Annotated in this window: 18 protein-coding genes and 1 pseudogene; 5 read left to right on the top strand and 14 right to left on the bottom strand. The window is 37.0% G+C overall.

The annotated features are described in order from the left end of the window. Nucleotides 1-133: 133 nt before the first annotated feature. The 5 genes and pseudogenes from M901_RS18295 to M901_RS01685 form a co-directional block, all read right to left on the bottom strand. Nucleotides 134-568, bottom strand: a complete 435-nt coding sequence (locus M901_RS18295; RefSeq protein WP_369793741.1) for an ATP-binding cassette domain-containing protein — start codon at nt 566-568, stop codon at nt 134-136. Between the two features lie 42 nt (nt 569-610). Beyond that, a pseudogene (locus M901_RS01670) lies at nt 611-1,422 on the bottom strand (ABC transporter transmembrane domain-containing protein); the annotation flags it as partial. A gap of 47 nt (nt 1,423-1,469) precedes the next feature. Beyond that, nucleotides 1,470-1,712 (bottom strand): hypothetical protein, encoded by a 243-nt coding sequence (locus M901_RS01675; protein WP_157679760.1) that lies wholly within the window; start codon nt 1,710-1,712, stop codon nt 1,470-1,472. 77 nt (nt 1,713-1,789) lie between these two features. Continuing rightward, complete coding sequence (locus tag M901_RS01680; RefSeq protein WP_034719524.1) at nt 1,790-2,272, bottom strand: hypothetical protein; 483 nt, start codon at nt 2,270-2,272, stop codon at nt 1,790-1,792. A 1-nt stretch (nt 2,273) separates the two neighbouring features. Then, nucleotides 2,274-3,287 (bottom strand): DEAD/DEAH box helicase, encoded by a 1,014-nt coding sequence (locus M901_RS01685; RefSeq protein WP_021276440.1) that lies wholly within the window; start codon nt 3,285-3,287, stop codon nt 2,274-2,276. A 60-nt stretch (nt 3,288-3,347) separates the two neighbouring features. Between M901_RS01685 and M901_RS01690 the strand changes: the two genes are divergently transcribed. Further along, entirely contained in the window at nt 3,348-4,055 is a 708-nt protein-coding gene (locus M901_RS01690) for an RsmE family RNA methyltransferase (protein WP_034719527.1), read from the top strand. Here the strand turns inward: M901_RS01690 and M901_RS01695 are convergent. Further along, complete coding sequence (locus M901_RS01695; protein WP_034719529.1) at nt 4,052-4,414, bottom strand: response regulator; 363 nt, start codon at nt 4,412-4,414, stop codon at nt 4,052-4,054. The genes M901_RS01690 and M901_RS01695 overlap by 4 nt on opposite strands. Nucleotides 4,415-4,509: 95 nt before the next feature. On the opposite strand from M901_RS01695, the gene M901_RS01700 reads away from it, so the two are divergent. After that, on the top strand, nt 4,510-4,764 hold the full coding sequence (locus M901_RS01700) for a NifU family protein (protein ID WP_021276425.1): 255 nt from the start codon (nt 4,510-4,512) through the stop codon (nt 4,762-4,764). Nucleotides 4,765-4,774: 10 nt separating this feature from the next. Here the strand turns inward: M901_RS01700 and M901_RS01705 are convergent, their stop codons facing one another. From M901_RS01705 to M901_RS01715, 3 genes are all read right to left on the bottom strand, one after another. Beyond that, nucleotides 4,775-4,960 (bottom strand): hypothetical protein, encoded by a 186-nt coding sequence (locus tag M901_RS01705; RefSeq protein ID WP_021276427.1) that lies wholly within the window; start codon nt 4,958-4,960, stop codon nt 4,775-4,777. Between the two features lie 85 nt (nt 4,961-5,045). Further along, nucleotides 5,046-5,858 (bottom strand): nitrilase-related carbon-nitrogen hydrolase, encoded by an 813-nt coding sequence (locus tag M901_RS01710; RefSeq protein ID WP_021276435.1) that lies wholly within the window; start codon nt 5,856-5,858, stop codon nt 5,046-5,048. Continuing rightward, entirely contained in the window at nt 5,859-7,172 is a 1,314-nt protein-coding gene (locus M901_RS01715) for a UDP-glucose/GDP-mannose dehydrogenase family protein (RefSeq protein ID WP_021276433.1), read from the bottom strand. Between the two features lie 86 nt (nt 7,173-7,258). Here M901_RS01715 and M901_RS01720 point away from each other — a divergent pair, with 86 nt between their 5' ends. Further along, nucleotides 7,259-8,260, top strand: a complete 1,002-nt coding sequence (locus M901_RS01720; protein ID WP_021276430.1) for a lysylphosphatidylglycerol synthase transmembrane domain-containing protein — start codon at nt 7,259-7,261, stop codon at nt 8,258-8,260. Between the two features lies 1 nt (nt 8,261). Here the strand turns inward: M901_RS01720 and M901_RS01725 are convergent, their stop codons facing one another. The 5 genes from M901_RS01725 to M901_RS01750 form a co-directional block, all read right to left on the bottom strand. Next, on the bottom strand, nt 8,262-8,885 hold the full coding sequence (locus tag M901_RS01725) for a hypothetical protein (RefSeq protein ID WP_021276438.1): 624 nt from the start codon (nt 8,883-8,885) through the stop codon (nt 8,262-8,264). Between the two features lie 26 nt (nt 8,886-8,911). Next, nucleotides 8,912-10,717: a translation elongation factor 4 gene (gene lepA / locus M901_RS01730; protein WP_021276439.1), complete on the bottom strand. Its 1,806-nt coding sequence runs from the start codon at nt 10,715-10,717 to the stop codon at nt 8,912-8,914. A gap of 1,137 nt (nt 10,718-11,854) precedes the next feature. After that, the gene (locus M901_RS01740) at nt 11,855-13,084 is read right to left on the bottom strand and encodes a HAMP domain-containing protein (RefSeq protein WP_021276424.1); all 1,230 of its coding nucleotides are present in this window, start codon (nt 13,082-13,084) and stop codon (nt 11,855-11,857) included. 3 nt (nt 13,085-13,087) lie between these two features. After that, the gene (locus M901_RS01745; protein WP_021276429.1) at nt 13,088-13,783 is read right to left on the bottom strand and encodes a TrkA family potassium uptake protein; all 696 of its coding nucleotides are present in this window, start codon (nt 13,781-13,783) and stop codon (nt 13,088-13,090) included. A gap of 30 nt (nt 13,784-13,813) precedes the next feature. Next, nucleotides 13,814-15,550 (bottom strand): TrkH family potassium uptake protein, encoded by a 1,737-nt coding sequence (locus M901_RS01750; RefSeq protein ID WP_021276426.1) that lies wholly within the window; start codon nt 15,548-15,550, stop codon nt 13,814-13,816. 52 nt (nt 15,551-15,602) lie between these two features. Here M901_RS01750 and M901_RS01755 point away from each other — a divergent pair, with 52 nt between their 5' ends. Then, nucleotides 15,603-16,262: a hypothetical protein gene (locus M901_RS01755; protein WP_021276441.1), complete on the top strand. Its 660-nt coding sequence runs from the start codon at nt 15,603-15,605 to the stop codon at nt 16,260-16,262. Between the two features lie 324 nt (nt 16,263-16,586). Next, nucleotides 16,587-16,730, top strand: coding sequence for a hypothetical protein (locus M901_RS18300; protein WP_369793742.1), 144 nt, complete (start codon nt 16,587-16,589; stop codon nt 16,728-16,730). The last annotated feature ends 47 nt before the right edge of the window (nt 16,731-16,777 follow it).

Consider the following 16,777-nt stretch of genomic DNA (forward strand, 5'->3'; position numbering starts at 1 on the left):
TGTTGCCCCCCAGAAAGTCTCGCCCCTCTATCTCCAACGATAGTATCTGCTTGCTCTGGTAAGTCATCGATGTACTCTGAAGCATAAGCAACATTTAAAGCATGACGAATTTCTTCTTCTGAAAACTCTCCACCTAATTCAAGTTTTCAATAATAGAGTCATGAAAGAGAAAGATATCTTGTGAAACAAGCCCAAAGAGATCTCTTAATGAACCAAGTTTGATATCCGTTAAGTCCTTTCCATCAATTGTAATCTTTCCTTTTTCAATAGGATAAAGACCGAGAAGGAGATTAATTAGTGTCGACTTCCCAGAGCCCGAAAGACCAACTAGAGCAACTTTCTTCCCCTTAGGAATCTCGAGAGATAGATTTTTAAGAACCTGATTATTCCCATAAGAGAAATTCAAATCTTTTACAATAATCTTATCTTCTAGTTTAAGAATTTTTGATTCACCTTTATCAACTTCTTCCTCTGCATTTAATAGGCCAAAGATTCTCTCGGCTGCAGCTCTGGCTTGCGACAACTTAACATTGGCTTGAGAGAACTTTCTCATCGGGTCCATAAACATCGCTAAAGCAGCAACAAAACCAACAAAAGCCCCTTTCGTTAGGCCGGCCTCAACCACCCTGTGATGAGCAAAAACAATAACTCCAGCAAAGGCCATCGCTCCAACAACCTCAACCAAAGGGTGGGCAATCTCCTCTACAAAAGTTGTTCCCATTTGAGCATTAAAGAACTTCCCTTGGGACTTTCTAAATCTTCCTACAACATACTCTTGAAGATTAAAGGCCTTAGTTAACTTCTGACCACTAATCCCCTCTGAGATATTATGAGTTAATTCAGCATGCTCACGCTGAACATTACCTTGGTTATTTTTAACTTCTTTCCACTGACTCCAAAAATAGCTACTAAGAATGGAGCGACAACAAAGATAACAAAAGTTAATTGCCAATCGTAATAGAATGCCATTCCAAGAAAGGCCATGGCCTTAAGAGGCTCACGCAGAAGATCAATACTGGCACGAAAACCACTAGAGAAAATATGAGTATCATTAACTAATATAGAAATGATATTTCCCTGCTTGCTTTGAGTGAAATAACTAACTGGCATCTTTTGAATTTTCTTAAATAGGTCTTCTTGAATAGCACATGTGGCCTTTAAGACAACAAATCGAATCCAATAAAAGTGAAAGAAGCGGCATGGAAAATTAATAAGATTGATTCCAAGTAAGAGCCCAGCTAATTTTAAAATATCATTGAAATTAGAATTGGCACTGATCCCTTCATCAAAAATAAGTTGAATAAGCCTGACATTTGCAGCACCAAGTGATGCTAAAATAAATGAAAGAATAATTGCACAGAAAACTCTGTATCTATAAGGATGAATATAGGGATATAAATAATTTTTAAGTAAATGCCACATAATGGCAATAATACCCTAAACACCCTACTATAACAAAGAATAAGGGACTATAAAATCATCGAAGAAGTCTTGAAATCTTGACGATGGATATTCTGTTGAAAGCAAATATATTCCATTAAATCCTTACAACAATTAATATTCATTCCCTCAAAAGACTGAATTTCACCATATTTAGCTTTTGCTATCTCAAGTATTGCTCTTCGTGTTACTTTTCCGTGCCCATCAATATTCTGTCTTTGCACCTCAGGAGAAAGCATCGAATTGAATGCAAATCCCCCACTTTCAGACAAGAGACTGACATCTGAATTATCTGTGATTTTACTACCAGAAATAGCACAGGCCTCAGTTCGGGGGAAGATTCCTAATTCTACGAGAGCTTTTTGCTAAAAAAGTAAAGAGTTTGCATTTCATGATTAAAGCTCTCTTCAGCAACGGCCCTCTCTAACTGAAAGATCCCATTACTTAGAATTCTAAATAATCCACCATGAAGAGTGTCATCTAAATCCAGATCATCGTATTCTGAAACACGAGGAGAAAACTTTTCAACGAACTCACAGAAGAAACAAAGTAGGTAGAATGCCTTTGGGTGGAGAGCAAGTGACTTATGAAACCATTTTTCCGAATACTCTTTAGCATTAAGCATTTCAAAACTAGACTTTCGTGATTGTGAAAGAGTCACTTTAAAGAGATAGCCTATTTGTAAAATTGAACTCTTACTCTTCTTTCCTCCCCCCTGTCCGCCAAAGAACATTACCGTAAGCTTCATGCCATTTCTTAGAAGAAGGTGCCCGATCAAGTGCTTATCTTGATAAGGAATTTTATTAATTAGTATACCTTCAACTTGGCTCATCTTAGCAAATCCACAGACCTATCGATTGATTCAGGAATTGATAATATAGTAACTGAATCTTTTCTTTGAGATTATTTAATACACTAAAACGTCCACTCTTATTTGCCAACATATAAACATTGAATGACTCTCCAAATCGACCTCCCCGCCCTATCATTTGAGACGTCAAGTATTTCGTCGGTTCATATGTCAGAAAAACTCGACGAATATTTTCCAAGTTCACTCCATGACTTAGAGCACTGGTCGATATCACAACTCTCTTCTTTTCAATATATTCATTCTTCATAAAATCGCTAACCTCTCCCCCCAAGCAAAGTGAGCATGATATCCCTCGGCTGAGAAGAAATCTCTTTAGACTTCTCCCCTGCTCACGAGTTCTAACAAAGACAAGCAATCTTCCTTCTTTAAAGGTGTGACAATAAAAGAGAAGTTTCTGATTAATCAACTGATCAGAAGAAATTCTAATCACATTCTTAGGCTCTCTCTGTAATTGAAAATTACCAATATTCACGAAGAAAGATGAGTGGCCACTAAGCCCTATATCTACTTCTAATTCATTCAAGTGTTCTTTTTCAATTGTTGCACTTAAGCCAAGAATTCTCACACCAGTTTGAAGTAACAGTCGATAGGACTCATAAAGTTTTGGCCTAAAGCTTTGCCCCCACTCATAGAAGAGATGAAATTCATCAAGTACGCAAATAGGATCAGTCTTCTCCAAGAGGTACTCCAAGTACTCCCAAGGAAATGACTCTACTGTCGTAACGAGAATAGCTTTATCCATACTAATAAAGCGCTTTAAGCTACTATCGAAATTTGACCTCTCACAAGCTACGACAAAGTCTCTCTGAGTGAGCTCATCGACAACTGAGCGCAACGGAGAAAAGAGAATTAGCTTCTTTTCACTTTCAAGTAATTCCCAAATATAGCGTGTTTTTCCCCACCCCATTGGCGCAGTAAATAATGTAAATGTCTGTGGTTTCTTGACTATCTCTGTCAAAGCTGTTTTAAACTTCATATCTCTACATATGCAAAAGCTGAGAAAGTGAAATTAAAGTAAGTTACCGGAACTACTAATATGAATTCAGTTATAATGACAGAAAATGAATTGATCTCTGAAAAAGTTTATCAACTTTCAGAATCTTCTTCATCTCACCTTAGAGATATTGTTAAAGTTGCAATTGGTGATGAACTCAAGGCCACTATTTTAAATAAAGGCCTTGCGAAATGCAGAGTTATCCAAGTAAGCCCCTTTATACAATTAGAAATCGTCTCGGAGATTCAAGGAAAGAGTTTTCCAATTCATTTTGTCATTGGAGCATCAAGGCCTCCGACAATGAAGAAGCTCTTTGAGCACGGCTCGTCTCTCGGTCTTCAAAACTTTCACATATTTAAAGCGGCTCTTTCTGAGAAGAGCTATCTTCAATCCAAACTCTTAAAAGGTGACAACCCTTCGGAATTTACGCGCTTAGGACTGTCTCAGAGTGCTGTATTTTTTAAGGAGCCTAAAGTTGAAGTTAAGGAATACCTCAATCAACTAGAACTTCCGGAAACTGAACAAAAATTCATCCTCTCTCCCTATGGAGAATCTCATATTAAAGATATTGATCTCGATATTAACGAGATTAGTTTATTCGCAATTGGTCCAGAAAGAGGTTGGACAGAAGATGAAGTAGAAATCTTTAAGAGCAAAGGTTTTAAAGAAATTAAAATAAGTCCATCGATACTTAGAGTAGAAATCGCATCCTTCTCTCTCTTAGGATATCTTAATCAACTTATGGATTAAGCGAGGATTTTTCCTGCGGCCTTCATAAAGTCATTCATTCTAAATGGCTTTTTAAAGAACGTGACCCCTTCAAGCTCAGGCAAGCTCTCTAGGCCATCTGTAGAAAATGCCGTTACCATAAAAATAGGAGTTTTCTGATTAAGGTTTTCTCTTGTTCTTATGCCGATGATGAGTGCAGAACCTTTCATAATTGGCATTTCATGATCTGAGATAATGAGATCATAAGCTGTTTTCTGGCAAAGAATAAAAGCATCAAGTCCATTCGTTGCCGTATCAACACGACACATAAATCGGGCTTCAATCTCCTCTTCCATTAAATCAAGAAGTTCTTTTTCATCATCAACAACTAACACGTTCATCTGGCTTTCCTAGACAATTCATTCATATGATTATATTCATAGTCCCAACTTTAGAGTATAATATAAATTAGGAAATAAACAAATAAGGGAAGTTTATGATCAGAAAAATCGAGTCGATCCTAGATGAACAAGTAAGACCTGCCCTAGCTGCTCACGGTGGAAACGTTGAAGTTGTCGACGTGGATAATAATAAGCTCTTTATTAAGCTTCAAGGTGGGTGCCAAGGTTGTTCAAGTTCTTCGGCAACCGTAAAAGATGGTATCCAAAGGCTCATTCAACAAACTTTCCCAGACATCGAAGAAGTTGTCGATCTAACTGAACACGATAAGGGTGAGAACCCATTCATGTAATTGAATTTAGCTAGGCAGAGTGCTTTTCCTCGTCTAGTTCAGCTTCCCTGTGATTGAAATTATTCTCATGGGGAAGAACATCAATATGGTCATCTTTATTGTATCCATCCTCTCTATCCACATAGTTTAAGAACGAATAAATCATACCGCCACCGATGGCCAAGGCTAAAACTCCTGCAAGAAAATAGACTTCCATAGTTTCTCCTTTCTCTTTCTATTTTATACCCTTATCGGATAAAATTCAGAAAAACCGAGAAATTCTTGCTAACAAATAAGTAATTTTAATAGTTTACAGACTCATCGAGATTCATTCGACTACGATACTCTTGCAAATCTTCCTTGCTAAGCTCTGCAATGATGTAGCCTTCGTTTTCACCGGCATCACCCATAACCTCACCCCAAGGATTTACTGCTAAGGAGTGACCAAAAGTTCGAATATTAGGGTGATTTTCCCCACACTGAGCAGCCGCGAGCACATAGCATTGTCCTTCAATAGCTCTTGCTCTTAGCATGGTATGCCAATGAGCTCGGCCAGTAGGGACAGTAAATGCTGCTGGGAAAGTTAGAATATCGACCTTATTTCTAAAATAGTGGAGAAGTAAGTTCGAAAACCTAAGATCAAAGCAAATGGCCAAACCAATCTTAAAACCTTCAACTTCAATAATTTTTGGAGTTGATCCAGAAGTATATATGATTCCTTCATCAACTTTTTTTCGCGTCCCATCTTTTGATTTAATATCACATGAGAAGAGATTGATCTTATCATAGTGGCCAATAAGATCTCCTGTCGGAGAAAAATTTAAGGCCCTATTTAGAACCCCCGCCTCACTTTGGTAAGCAACAGAGCCACCAATTAGGTAGACATTATTTTCAACGGCTAGTTTTCTTATATTTTCGAAGTGTTCATTACTTTCGTTTACGAGAAATGGGCTTGGTTCTTTTCCGTTAGAAAGTGAGTAAAAGCACTCAGGGAGAAAGATGGCCTGAGCCCCTTCTCCCTTTGCACTAGATATAAATTTTTGAATTTTCTCTAGATTCGATTTGTAATCGAGTGATGATGTTAATTGTATGATAGCTATTTTTAGCTTATTCAATTAAATCCTCTTTCCAATGGCGTAATAAGTGAAACCTAATTCTTTTACCTTTGAAGTTTTAAAAAGGTTTCTTCCATCAAAAATAACAGGTGATTTAAGACGAGACTTAATCTCCTCAAAATCAGGGAAACTAAACTCTCTCCACTCTGTCATAGTTACTAGTGCGTCTGCTTCATTCAAACAGTCATACTTATTAGTAAATGATTTTAGTGAAGAAGAATATTTCTCCCCCATTACTTTGAGATAGTTTTCTGCCGCGACAGGATCAAAGAATGAAACTGTAGCACCAGCATCGATTAAACACTCTGCCATCTTAATCGCTGGAGACTCTCTAACATCGTCAGTATTGGCCTTAAAAGCAGCTCCCCAAAAAGCAAAGTTCTTTCCTTTCAGATCATTACCGTAGTGTTTCTTGATCTTCTCAAACATATAGACTTTTTGATCCGCATTTACATCTTCTGTAGCTTCAACAATTCTTAAGTTTGTCCCATGTTCTTTAGCTGTATAAATGAGGGCCTTAACATCTTTTGGAAAACAACTTCCACCGTAACCTGGACCTGGATATAAGAAATGCTTACCAATTCTCTGGTCACTAGAAATACCTTGTCTTACTTCATTAATATCAGCACCCACAATGTCACAAAGCTTTGCGACATCATTGATGAAAGAAATCTTAGTTGCAAGAAAACAGTTTCCTGCATATTTCGTCATCTCAGCCGATAAGTTCGACATCATATAGATAGGATTTCCTTGCTTCACTAATGGCTCATATAGTTCGGCCATAGCATCTGCCGCATGATCATCTTGATGACCAATGACAACTCTATCTGGTCTCATAAAGTCTTCAATCGCAGAACCTTCTTTTAAAAATTCTGGGTTGTTTACGATATGAAAACGCTTATTCGTTTTGTTTTGAACAATTTCTCTAACCTTATTGCATGTTCCCACCGGAACAGTTGACTTGATGACGATAATGGCATCATCAGAGATATTTTCAGCAACATCTTCCGCGGCCTTAAATAAATAAGTCAGGTCGGCACTTCCATCATCTCCAGAAGGTGTTCCAACAGCAAGAAAGATAGATTTCGAATCTTTTATCGATTCAAGTCCAGTTGAAAAATGAAGTCTTCCAGAAGCAATATTTCTATCAAGAAGATCATTTAATCCCGGTTCATAGATTGGAGATTTTCCATCTTTAAGCATCGCAACTTTATTCTCATCAATATCGATACAAGTTACTTCGTGCCCTATCTCAGCAAAGCAAGTTCCACTAACTAGGCCAACATATCCAGTTCCAATAACAGAAATTTTCATTTTAATCCTTTAATAACGGTTAAAGTCCTTCTACAATACCACCATACAATCTAAGTTTTAAGTCTTTTTAAAGGGAATTTTTTTCGATGATCGCTGCGTCATTCAAGATTTTTTTTGCTGTTGGAATCCTATTTTGGCTCGTCTCAAGTGGGAAGCTTGATTTTAAATTAATGAACGATCTACTGAATTCGGGAAGTAATCTTTCATGGGGGCTCTTCTTTATTCTTCTCTCAATAACTCTTACTTCATTGAGATGGAAGTTTATTTTAGAGGTAAAAGCCTCAAGGAAACTTAGCTTTAAAAAGATCTTTCCAATCAACTGGATTGGTCTCTTTTTTAGTACATTCTTACCTGGAGTTGTGACTGGTGATGTACTTAAGCTTCTCTATGTTAAAGATATTGATAAAAAATTTTCTAAGACATTCTTATTAACTTCAGTTGTTATGGATAGAGTTTTCGGACTTTGTGGACTTCTCTTCCTAACAGGAGTCATCTCGGCCTATAACTACCAAAGCTTGATTGCCAAGTCTGCTGACGTAAAGATCTTGCTTCACACGAACTTCCTCCTTTTTGCAGGAAGTTGCTTCTTTATCACATGTCTTTTTCTACCAAAGAAGCTTCAAGAAGTTGTGCTCAATCTCATAAAATTTGTTCCTGTTTTAGGAGAAAAAGTCGCTAATACCTTCGAGCAAGTTTGGCTATTTGGAAAGAATAAGAAAACAACTCTCACATGTTTAGGACTAAGTATTTTTACTCAGTTTTTCAATATTCTTGGATTTTGGATGTTAACAAGTCCTTTCTATGGAAAAGAAATCACTCTTGGTCAGGCCTATGGATTCATTCCTATAGGACTTCTGGCAACAGCTATTCCAATAGCTCCTGCTGGAGCTGGAGTTGGCCATGCCGTTTTTGATAAGCTCTTTGCACTTGTTGGAGTTAGTGGAGGTGCTTCACTTTTTAACCTCTACTTTCTTTCGATGCTTATGATGAACTTACTCGGAGTTATCCCATATCTACTCATAGGTAAGAAACATAGTGTGAAAGAAGCTGAGTCCTTTGAGCACTCTGAAGCGACTAAAGAGGCATAACCTAGAAGTCGAACTTAAAAATTTTCTTTGGATCAATGTGACCATAACGACGCCACTTAGTCTTAAGCTTTTCAACGGCCATAAGAAATTGTAGGTCTCTATTCTTATCTTGAAGTTTCCTAACCTTCTTCGATTCTTTCACTAAGATAGAGCGAATGTCTTGAGGTAGTACAGAAATGTCATTGAGAAGAAAAACTTCATTTTCAACTTCAATAGTTCTCGCAATAAAAATATCATCTTTTATTAACTGAAGATGGAACTTATCGCGAGGTATGTGAAACTTCTTATCGTGAAGGATATCTTTAAAAGTGTGCTTCTTTGTAAAGCTTAAGCCTTTATATTCGAATAGAGAGTGATTGATATTGAGAATAGCTTCTTTAAGATCATCTGATAGCTCTTCTTGACCAAGAAAGCTTTGAATGAGGGTCTCACCTTGCTCGCTACCTCTTTGAGTTAGGTACCAGTAATTAAAACCATTCATACGACTTTCATAGTCCTCATCGACATCTGAAAGATTTCCCGTTAATTCAAAATATTCTTCTTTTGCTGCTAAGATATTCTCAAGATGATCTTGAGAAGAGTACTTATCCATTGCTGTATCTAAAACAGAGAAAAGCTTATCCATGCTTAACCTACAAATCCTTTTATATTCTATTCATCATCAACAGAGAGAACTGCCAAGAAAGCCTCTTGAGGAACTTCAACGGAACCAACCATCTTCATTCTCTTCTTACCTTCTTTCTGTTTCTCTAGAAGTTTTCTTTTACGAGAGACGTCACCACCATAACACTTGGCAAGTACGTTCTTTCTCAGGGCCTTTACAGTTTCTCTAGCTACAATTTTAGCACCAATCGCTGCTTGGATGGCAATATCAAATTGCTGTCTATCGATAATTTTTCTCAAACGCCCAACAAGATCACGCCCTTTATAGTAAGCATTGTCATTGTGACAAATGATAGAGAGGGCATCAACCTTTTCACCATTTAAGAGAATATCAACTTTTACAAGTTTCGCAGGTACATAACCTTTAAACTCATAATCCATTGAAGCATAACCCTTAGTCATCGACTTAAGGCGATCATAGAAATCAAATACCATCTCACTAAGAGGAAGATCGTACATGATCTGAACTCTTTCTTCTGTGATATAATTCATTCCTGTCTGAATTCCACGTTTCTCTTCACAAAGTTTGATAATTTTACCAACATACTCATTTGGAACGTGAATTGAAATATTAACAACCGGCTCTGTGATCTCTTCAATCCTACCAGCATCAGGCATTTCTGATGGGTTCTCAACTTCAGTGATTGTTCCATCTGTTTGCTGAACTTTGTAAGAAACAGAAGGCGCCGTTGAAATCAAGTTAAGACTAAATTCTCTTTCAAGCCTTTCTTGAATAATATTCATATGTAGAAGCCCCAAGAATCCACAACGGAATCCAAAACCTAGGGCCTGAGAAGTTTCCGGCTCATACGTAAATGAAGAATCATTTAGAGCAAGCTTTTCTAAAGCATCTTTTAAAACTTCATAATCAGTTGATTCAACTGGGAAGATTCCACAGAAGACCATTGGTTTAACTTCTTCATAACCTTCAAGAACTGGTGTATCTTTCTTCTTAGCATGAACAACAGTATCACCAACCTTAACGTCACGAATATTCTTAATTCCACAAATAACCATCCCAACTTCACCTGCACCAAGTTCTTTCACTTCAGTAAAAAATGGTGTGTTGCAAGCGAGCTTGAGTACTTCGTACTCTTGGTCAGAATTTTTTAGATATATCTTATCTTTTGTTTTTAAAGTTCCTTGAACCATTCTCAATAAGAAAATAACCCCCTGATACGGGTCAAACCAAGAATCAAAAATAAGTCCTTGAAGATCATTATCAGGATTACCAGTCGGAGCTGGAATTTTCTCAATAACTGTCTCAAGAAGAGCTTCAACACCAAGACCAGACTTTGCCGAAACTTCATCTGCATCCATTGCATCAATACCAACAATGTCTTCAATCTCTTGCTTTACCTTTTCAGGCTCAGCGTGTGGAAGATCAATCTTATTTAAGACAGGAACAATTTCTAGATCATTTTCAATGGCCATATAAACATTGGCCAAAGTCTGTGCCTCTACTCCCTGAGAAGCATCAACAACAAGTAAAGCTCCATCACATGAAGCTAAAGAACGTGATACCTCGTACGAGAAATCAACGTGACCTGGAGTATCGATGATATTTAGAAAGTAAGTCTCTCCATTATTCGCTTTATACTCAAGACGAACAGTTTGGGCCTTAATCGTAATCCCTCTTTCTTTTTCAAGATCCATATTATCTAAAATACGGTCTTTCTTTTCGCGATCAGTGATTGCTCCCGTTTTTTCGATCAGTCTGTCAGCTAAAGTCGACTTCCCATGATCAATGTGAGCAATAATTGAAAAGTTACGAATGTACTTTCTATCTATCATATAAATATATCTCCATTTAACTTATGGATTCTAGCACATTTGAAGGGCCTTCCTCTATAAATTTCGAGCCATTAACCAACTGCACAATGTCTTTTTTTGATGATACGCGGTGCGACCAGCACCTTCAAATAAAAAAACCTTAGACCAGGGGAGGACGAATTTATTAAATATTAATTACATTCTCTTGCAAAATTCAATCACGCGTCATCAACAAGAACAGTTCTTAGTTCTTCATAACGATCGGCTTCACATACGTCAGCTCTATTTAATTCGTATCCAAGTCTTGCATCATCTAGAGCCTCACCAAAATCACTCGTAAAGAATCCATCATCCCATTCTTTTTCTTCTGTGCCGCCATCGCTGTTGATGAAAGTAAACTAAGAATAGATAGTGCTAAAACAGCCGATTTTATTTCTTAAGCTCGGTTATTAATTTTAATGTGAAACTAGAATAGCGGAAATTTTGATGGATTTGGGGCTTGTTCCATCTTTAAGTTATTGTTATACGCATGAACCGGCTTGTCCTTGTCATGCGATTGTTAGTGAAGGTATTACTTAGCTAAGAGAAAACAATGCCTACAATATATTTCTCCTGACTCTCTCTTAGCTGCTTCAATGAGTGGACTAAGAAAAAAACCGAAATATTGTTGACGAAACTATTATAATTAATCCAACACTTAGATAAATATATGCCCAATTTTGCTTTATCTCATAACAACAAAGAGAGGGAAAAACCTTGATCACCCCTCTCCATAAGATAGTAATGAATACAAACAAACTAAATAAAAATAAAAGGTCTCTTAATCCCAACAAATCAACTTGCGAAGTTTTACTTATCAGAACAAAGAATGACGTACTCAAACTAAAAGCTATAATTAATGATGCCTTTAACTCAATGCTCATTTCTCCTCCTGTCATCCAACGCCACATGGTCGAGAATTACCTACTGACGCCGTCAACACAGTCAATCGACCTTGTTCACTCGCCGCGGCTCCACTTGAACCACCATTGCAGCCCCCGCAATTCCTCCAAATATATATTGATATTTTTTAGAACGATCGGGAAAAAAAAGATCTTTTATCATGATTTCTTGATACCAAAAGAGGGGGCTAAAATAGCCCCTGTAGTATATAGTTTTTTATGCTGTATAAACTTCTTTAGACATAACCATCAAATAATAATCCAATGATGACTCTTTACCACGGATTGGGATAACAGAAGCATAACCTTGGTAGACATATTCTACAGGTTTTTCTTCCTCACCTTCTTCGACATTCCCCTCTCCTTCAATATCAACTTTATGGGAAATCTTATCACCAAGTTCTTTTTCATTCTTTGCGCTTTCTTCTTTCTTTTCGATGGCAATTTCTTGGTTTTCAATTTTTGATCTACGCTTAATCGCTAAGTCATAAGTATCAATAATACATTGAGGAATGACTGTTTCAGTCATGACCTTCCCGATACAATCTTCTGATTGAACCTGAAGTAGTGAGTAAACTTTATTATTAAGATAGATTAACTCCCCCTTGGCGTTAGCAAGAAGAACAGGTCTTTTAACCATATTCGCGAGAACATCAAACTTTCTATTTTCAACAAGGATCCTATCGGCCCTTAGCTCTTCAAAGATTTTAAATGAGTGAATCATTTTATTCATCTCTCGAGCAATTTCTCCAATCTCATCATCTTGAGAGTAGTAAATGGAAACATCAAAGTTACAGTCTTGCAGTTCTCTAATCGCATCTTTAATCTTCTTAAATGGAAGTGCAATTTTTCCAGGAATAACGAGCCCCAGAATAATAATCCAAAGAAAAGCACTAATAAGAGTCGTCATCATCTTACCTTTCGTGGCCTTGATGATTTCCTTCATCTTCTTGTCTCTTTCCTTATTTTGGCTATATTGAATGTATTGAAACTCTGTAAATGACTCTAGAATCTTATCAGCAAGCTCCCCCACAGAAGTCATCCCAATATTATCCCGGTGAAAGAGTGAGGCCTTTCCGAGAACAACTTTTAAGGAGTCGACATAAGATAGCATTTGACCAATATTCTTCTTAATTTCAGGCTCTGAGTAGAGGGAATCCAGTCGCTGTAATTGGGAAGTAAAAACTTCGCATGAATTAGAAATACTTTGGATCAACTCAGGTGTCGGTTTGTTAGCAAGAATTTCTCTTTGCTTTTTCAAAATCCTTACAACAGAAATTCTGATCTCATCAGTTAACATTGTTGCTCTATTAGACTTATTAGAAACCGATTGAATATCTTTGTTTAAAGAATTCAGGTGGTGAAAAATAATGAAAGAGAGAACAATAACAACAATTCCAGCAAGGAAGAAACTTGTTGCGACTCTATTTCTTAGTGATAAATTCAAACTCTACCCCTCGGCTAAATCAGCAAAAAGCTTATTAAAGTTTGCCTCACTACCAACTAAAACAACGATATCATCTGATTCAATAACGTCCATTGGCATCGGGCAATCATTAATTTCCTTTCTATAAGCTGATTTTCCATCCTCTGCAATATAAGGAACCTTCTTTTGCAGAGCTACAATATTTAATGAATAATTCTGTCTAATTTTCGACTCAACAAGAGTCTTTCCTTCAAACTTCTTCCCAAGCTCAATCTCTACAATAGAGTATCCTGCTGCGAAGTTATAACGCTGAAGAACGTGTGGAGCAATAATTTTGGAGGCCATAATCTCCCCCATTTCCTCTTCTACCTTAATGATTTCAGAGGCTCCGATTTCATGTAGGACGTGCTCATGTAGACCAGAAGTGGCCCTTGCAATAACTCGACCTACCCCAAGACGTCTTAACATTGATACGGCCATGATACTCATTTCAATATGATCACCAATGGCCACAACAGCAACATCGACGTCGGAAATATTTACGGAACGAAGTGATCGCTCATCTGTAACATCAAGAGAAACAGCATGTGTCACTCTATCCTTGATCTTCTCAACGAGCTCAATATTTTTATCAATAGCAATAACTTCAGCGCCTTTCTCATAGAGACGAACTGCCGTTTTTGCTCCAAATGTACCTAGTCCAATAACTGCGACAAGCATAATATTCCTTTAATATCAGATATATAAATTCTACCCGATCATAATACGACCGTCTGGATAGTCAAATTTACCTGAGCTTTTTTGTCTCTCACCAATAGCAAGAATTAATGTTAACGGCCCAATTCTACCAACAAGCATCAGGGCCGAGATTGCGAGTTTTCCAAACATTGAAAGATAAGGAGTTACCCCTAACGTTAATCCAACTGTCCCTGAAGCACTAATGGCCTCGAAGAATAGAGTTAGAAAATCTTGGTCTGGTTCTAATTTCATCATTAAGAAAATAAAGAAACTTGTAATTAGAATAGAGATAAACATTAGCGCCGTCGCTCTAACAACAAGTGGTGACGGAATTGTTCGATCCAACATTCTAACATTCTTATCACCCTTTAATGTCGACATAATAGACTGTACAAGAATTGCTAAAGTCGTTGTCTTAACCCCACCAGCAGTTGATCCTGGAGAGCCACCAATGAACATAAACATTGTCATTAAATAAAGGGTGTATTTATTTAAGCTAGTTAATGGGATTGTATTAAATCCTGCTGTTCTTAGGGTTACCGACTGGAAAGTCGAAATTTGAATCTTTTCCCATAACGTATAACCATCCAGTGCTCCGAGGAATTCTCCGAAGAAAATAAAAATACTTCCACCAACAATAAGAACTGCGGTTGTAATGAGAACGATCTTTGTGTGCATCCCCAACCTAACGATTGTCTTTTCGCGACTAATTAGCTCCTTAAGTTCTTTAAGGGCAATAAATCCAATCCCTCCAAGAATAATCAGAACAGAGATCGTTCCATGAATTAGTGGGTTCGTTGCATAGTTTTCAAGTGAGTTATTAAAAAGAGCAAAACCAGCATTACAAAAAGCTGAGATACTGTGAAAGAAACCATAGTAAAGTGCCTTTCCAAATTCAAAGCCTTCAAAAGTAAATGCGATTGTTAGAACAACACCACCCCACAACTCAATAATGAACGTATATTTCACAATATTGATAATCATGGCAAAGAGCTCTTCTAGTGAAGAAACATCAAGTAAATCCTGCATGATGATTCTATCTTTCATCCGCATAGAACGACCAAGTAAAATTGCCATCGAAGAATATAAAGTCATGATCGAGAGACCACCTATTTGAATAAGAACGAGAACGACAACCTGACCAAAGACGCTAAAGTATTCGTTCAAGCTTAAAGTTGAAAGACCCGTTACACAGGTCGCTGAAGTTGCCGTAAAAAGAGCGTCGACAAATCCAATTGTCTTTCCTTCAGCTGCCGAGACAGGAAGCATAAGAATAAAAGTTCCCAAAAGGATTACACCTAAGAAAGAAAGAAGAACGAGCTGAGCTGAGCTTAAACGAATATGTTTCAACAAGCTTGCAAACTTACTTTCCTCTACTTCATCTTTTTTCTTTGGAATAGCATCCTCATCATAAAGGGAGAGAACTGTAGAAAGTAAATGAGCAGCAGCAAGTAAGAATGTAAATTCCATATCTCCCCAAGTAATTAATGTCGGAATAAACACAAGGAGAGAGAAAGAATATTTTCTTAAATAATCTTCTGGGTTTTTTGATTCAAAGATATTACTAATAACACTCAAACCAATAATTGCTGGAACCAGCCAAACGATTAAATCTAGAGTATTGCCAATAAACTTTTCATTCCATGTAGCTGGAATTTTTCCATTGGTATAAAGTGAATATATAAGTATAAAACTTCCATTGAAGAAAAGTTCTAAGAGAAATGAAAGTTTATGTAAAATTTTGGCCATATATTAATGATATTATTAAATTAACTTAAGAGATATTTGTAAGATTTTTCCTATGAAAGAGAATAATAAAAGTAAAACAGTCCAGTTTAAAGTCCAATCACTTGACTCTTTAGGTCAAGGAGTCAGTAAAGAAAACGGTGAAATAGTATTTATCCCAAAAACTCTACCAGGTGAAGAAGGAATTGCTAGAATAAACTCATCTAAGAAGAAAGTCTCCTTTGCTAGCCTCGTAGAACTCAATAAAAAAAGTGAATTAAGAATTGATCCGGACTGCCCACACTATTCTGAATGTGGAGGATGTGACTACCTTCATATGGATTATGCCTCGGAAATTGATTTTAAAACCAAATCGATGATCGATATCTTCGAAAGACAACACCGAGTTCAAATCAGTGACAAATTAGAAATACTCAGTGCCGATGATAGATTTTCGTACCGGAATCGTGTTCAACTTCACTACTCTACAAATAGTAAGAAAATTGGGTTTCGCTCTCAGGGGACACGCAATATTTTAGAGGTTCCAAACTGCCTCCTTCCCGCCCCAGAAGTTAAGAGAGCTGTTTCTAGTCTCTATGAAAACAAGCATTGGATGACTCTCACAAAAGTAAAAAAGAAGGCCACATCGAGATATACCACCGCAATTCTAAGGTCGATATTGTTGCGAATCAAAGATACGCTTCTTCAGGTTTTTCACAGGTCAATGAGCCTATGAATCAAAAGCTGTTAAAACAAATTGATAAAAGTTTAAAGAGATAGAATTCAAAAATAAGTTTTGCCTCGACCTCTTTGGAGGAAATGGTAATCTCACTGCAAATCTTGAAATGGAAACTTTGGTAGTCGATGCGACTCCAGAGAAGTTTATAAATCTCAGAAATAATCATCAAAGATATAAGAGAGTGGATCTTTTCAAAGATAACTCACTGGAATTACTTAAAATTGAGACAAGTAAACAACCAGATCTTCTTATGGTAGACCCGCCAAGGAGTGGCTTCAAAGAGCTTGAGCTTTTTACTAAGCATTATAAACCGCAAGAATTATCTATGTTAGTTGTAATCCACAGACACTCGCAAGAGATATCAAAAATCTGCAAAATGAGTATCAAATTGAAAGACTATTTCTCGTTGATTTCTTTCCCTCGACAAAGCATTTTGAAAGCATGATGTTCCTAAAGAGAATATAGCTTCCGCTATTGTAATGCCCCTATAATATCAGTACAATAGAAGAGAT

The sequence above is a fragment of the Bacteriovorax sp. DB6_IX genome (assembly GCF_000447775.1).
Classification (GTDB): domain Bacteria; phylum Bdellovibrionota; class Bacteriovoracia; order Bacteriovoracales; family Bacteriovoracaceae; genus Halobacteriovorax_A.

Excerpts from the sequence above, each read along its gene's own strand:
- M901_RS18295 (WP_369793741.1), bottom strand. The coding sequence starts at position 568 with ATGTTTATGGACCCGATGAGAAAGTTCTCTCAAGCCAATGTTAAGTTG.
- M901_RS01680 (WP_034719524.1), bottom strand. The coding sequence starts at position 2,272 with ATGAGCCAAGTTGAAGGTATACTAATTAATAAAATTCCTTATCAAGAT.
- M901_RS01685 (WP_021276440.1), bottom strand. The coding sequence starts at position 3,287 with ATGAAGTTTAAAACAGCTTTGACAGAGATAGTCAAGAAACCACAGACA.
- M901_RS01690 (WP_034719527.1), top strand. The coding sequence starts at position 3,348 with ATGAATTCAGTTATAATGACAGAAAATGAATTGATCTCTGAAAAAGTT.
- M901_RS01695 (WP_034719529.1), bottom strand. The coding sequence starts at position 4,414 with ATGAACGTGTTAGTTGTTGATGATGAAAAAGAACTTCTTGATTTAATG.
- M901_RS01700 (WP_021276425.1), top strand. The coding sequence starts at position 4,510 with ATGATCAGAAAAATCGAGTCGATCCTAGATGAACAAGTAAGACCTGCC.
- M901_RS01705 (WP_021276427.1), bottom strand. The coding sequence starts at position 4,960 with ATGGAAGTCTATTTTCTTGCAGGAGTTTTAGCCTTGGCCATCGGTGGC.
- M901_RS01715 (WP_021276433.1), bottom strand. The coding sequence starts at position 7,172 with ATGAAAATTTCTGTTATTGGAACTGGATATGTTGGCCTAGTTAGTGGA.
- M901_RS01720 (WP_021276430.1), top strand. The coding sequence starts at position 7,259 with ATGATCGCTGCGTCATTCAAGATTTTTTTTGCTGTTGGAATCCTATTT.
- M901_RS01725 (WP_021276438.1), bottom strand. The coding sequence starts at position 8,885 with ATGGATAAGCTTTTCTCTGTTTTAGATACAGCAATGGATAAGTACTCT.
- lepA (WP_021276439.1), bottom strand. The coding sequence starts at position 10,717 with ATGATAGATAGAAAGTACATTCGTAACTTTTCAATTATTGCTCACATT.
- M901_RS01745 (WP_021276429.1), bottom strand. The coding sequence starts at position 13,783 with ATGCTTGTCGCAGTTATTGGACTAGGTACATTTGGAGCAAAAACGGCA.
- M901_RS01750 (WP_021276426.1), bottom strand. The coding sequence starts at position 15,550 with ATGGCCAAAATTTTACATAAACTTTCATTTCTCTTAGAACTTTTCTTC.
- M901_RS01755 (WP_021276441.1), top strand. The coding sequence starts at position 15,603 with ATGAAAGAGAATAATAAAAGTAAAACAGTCCAGTTTAAAGTCCAATCA.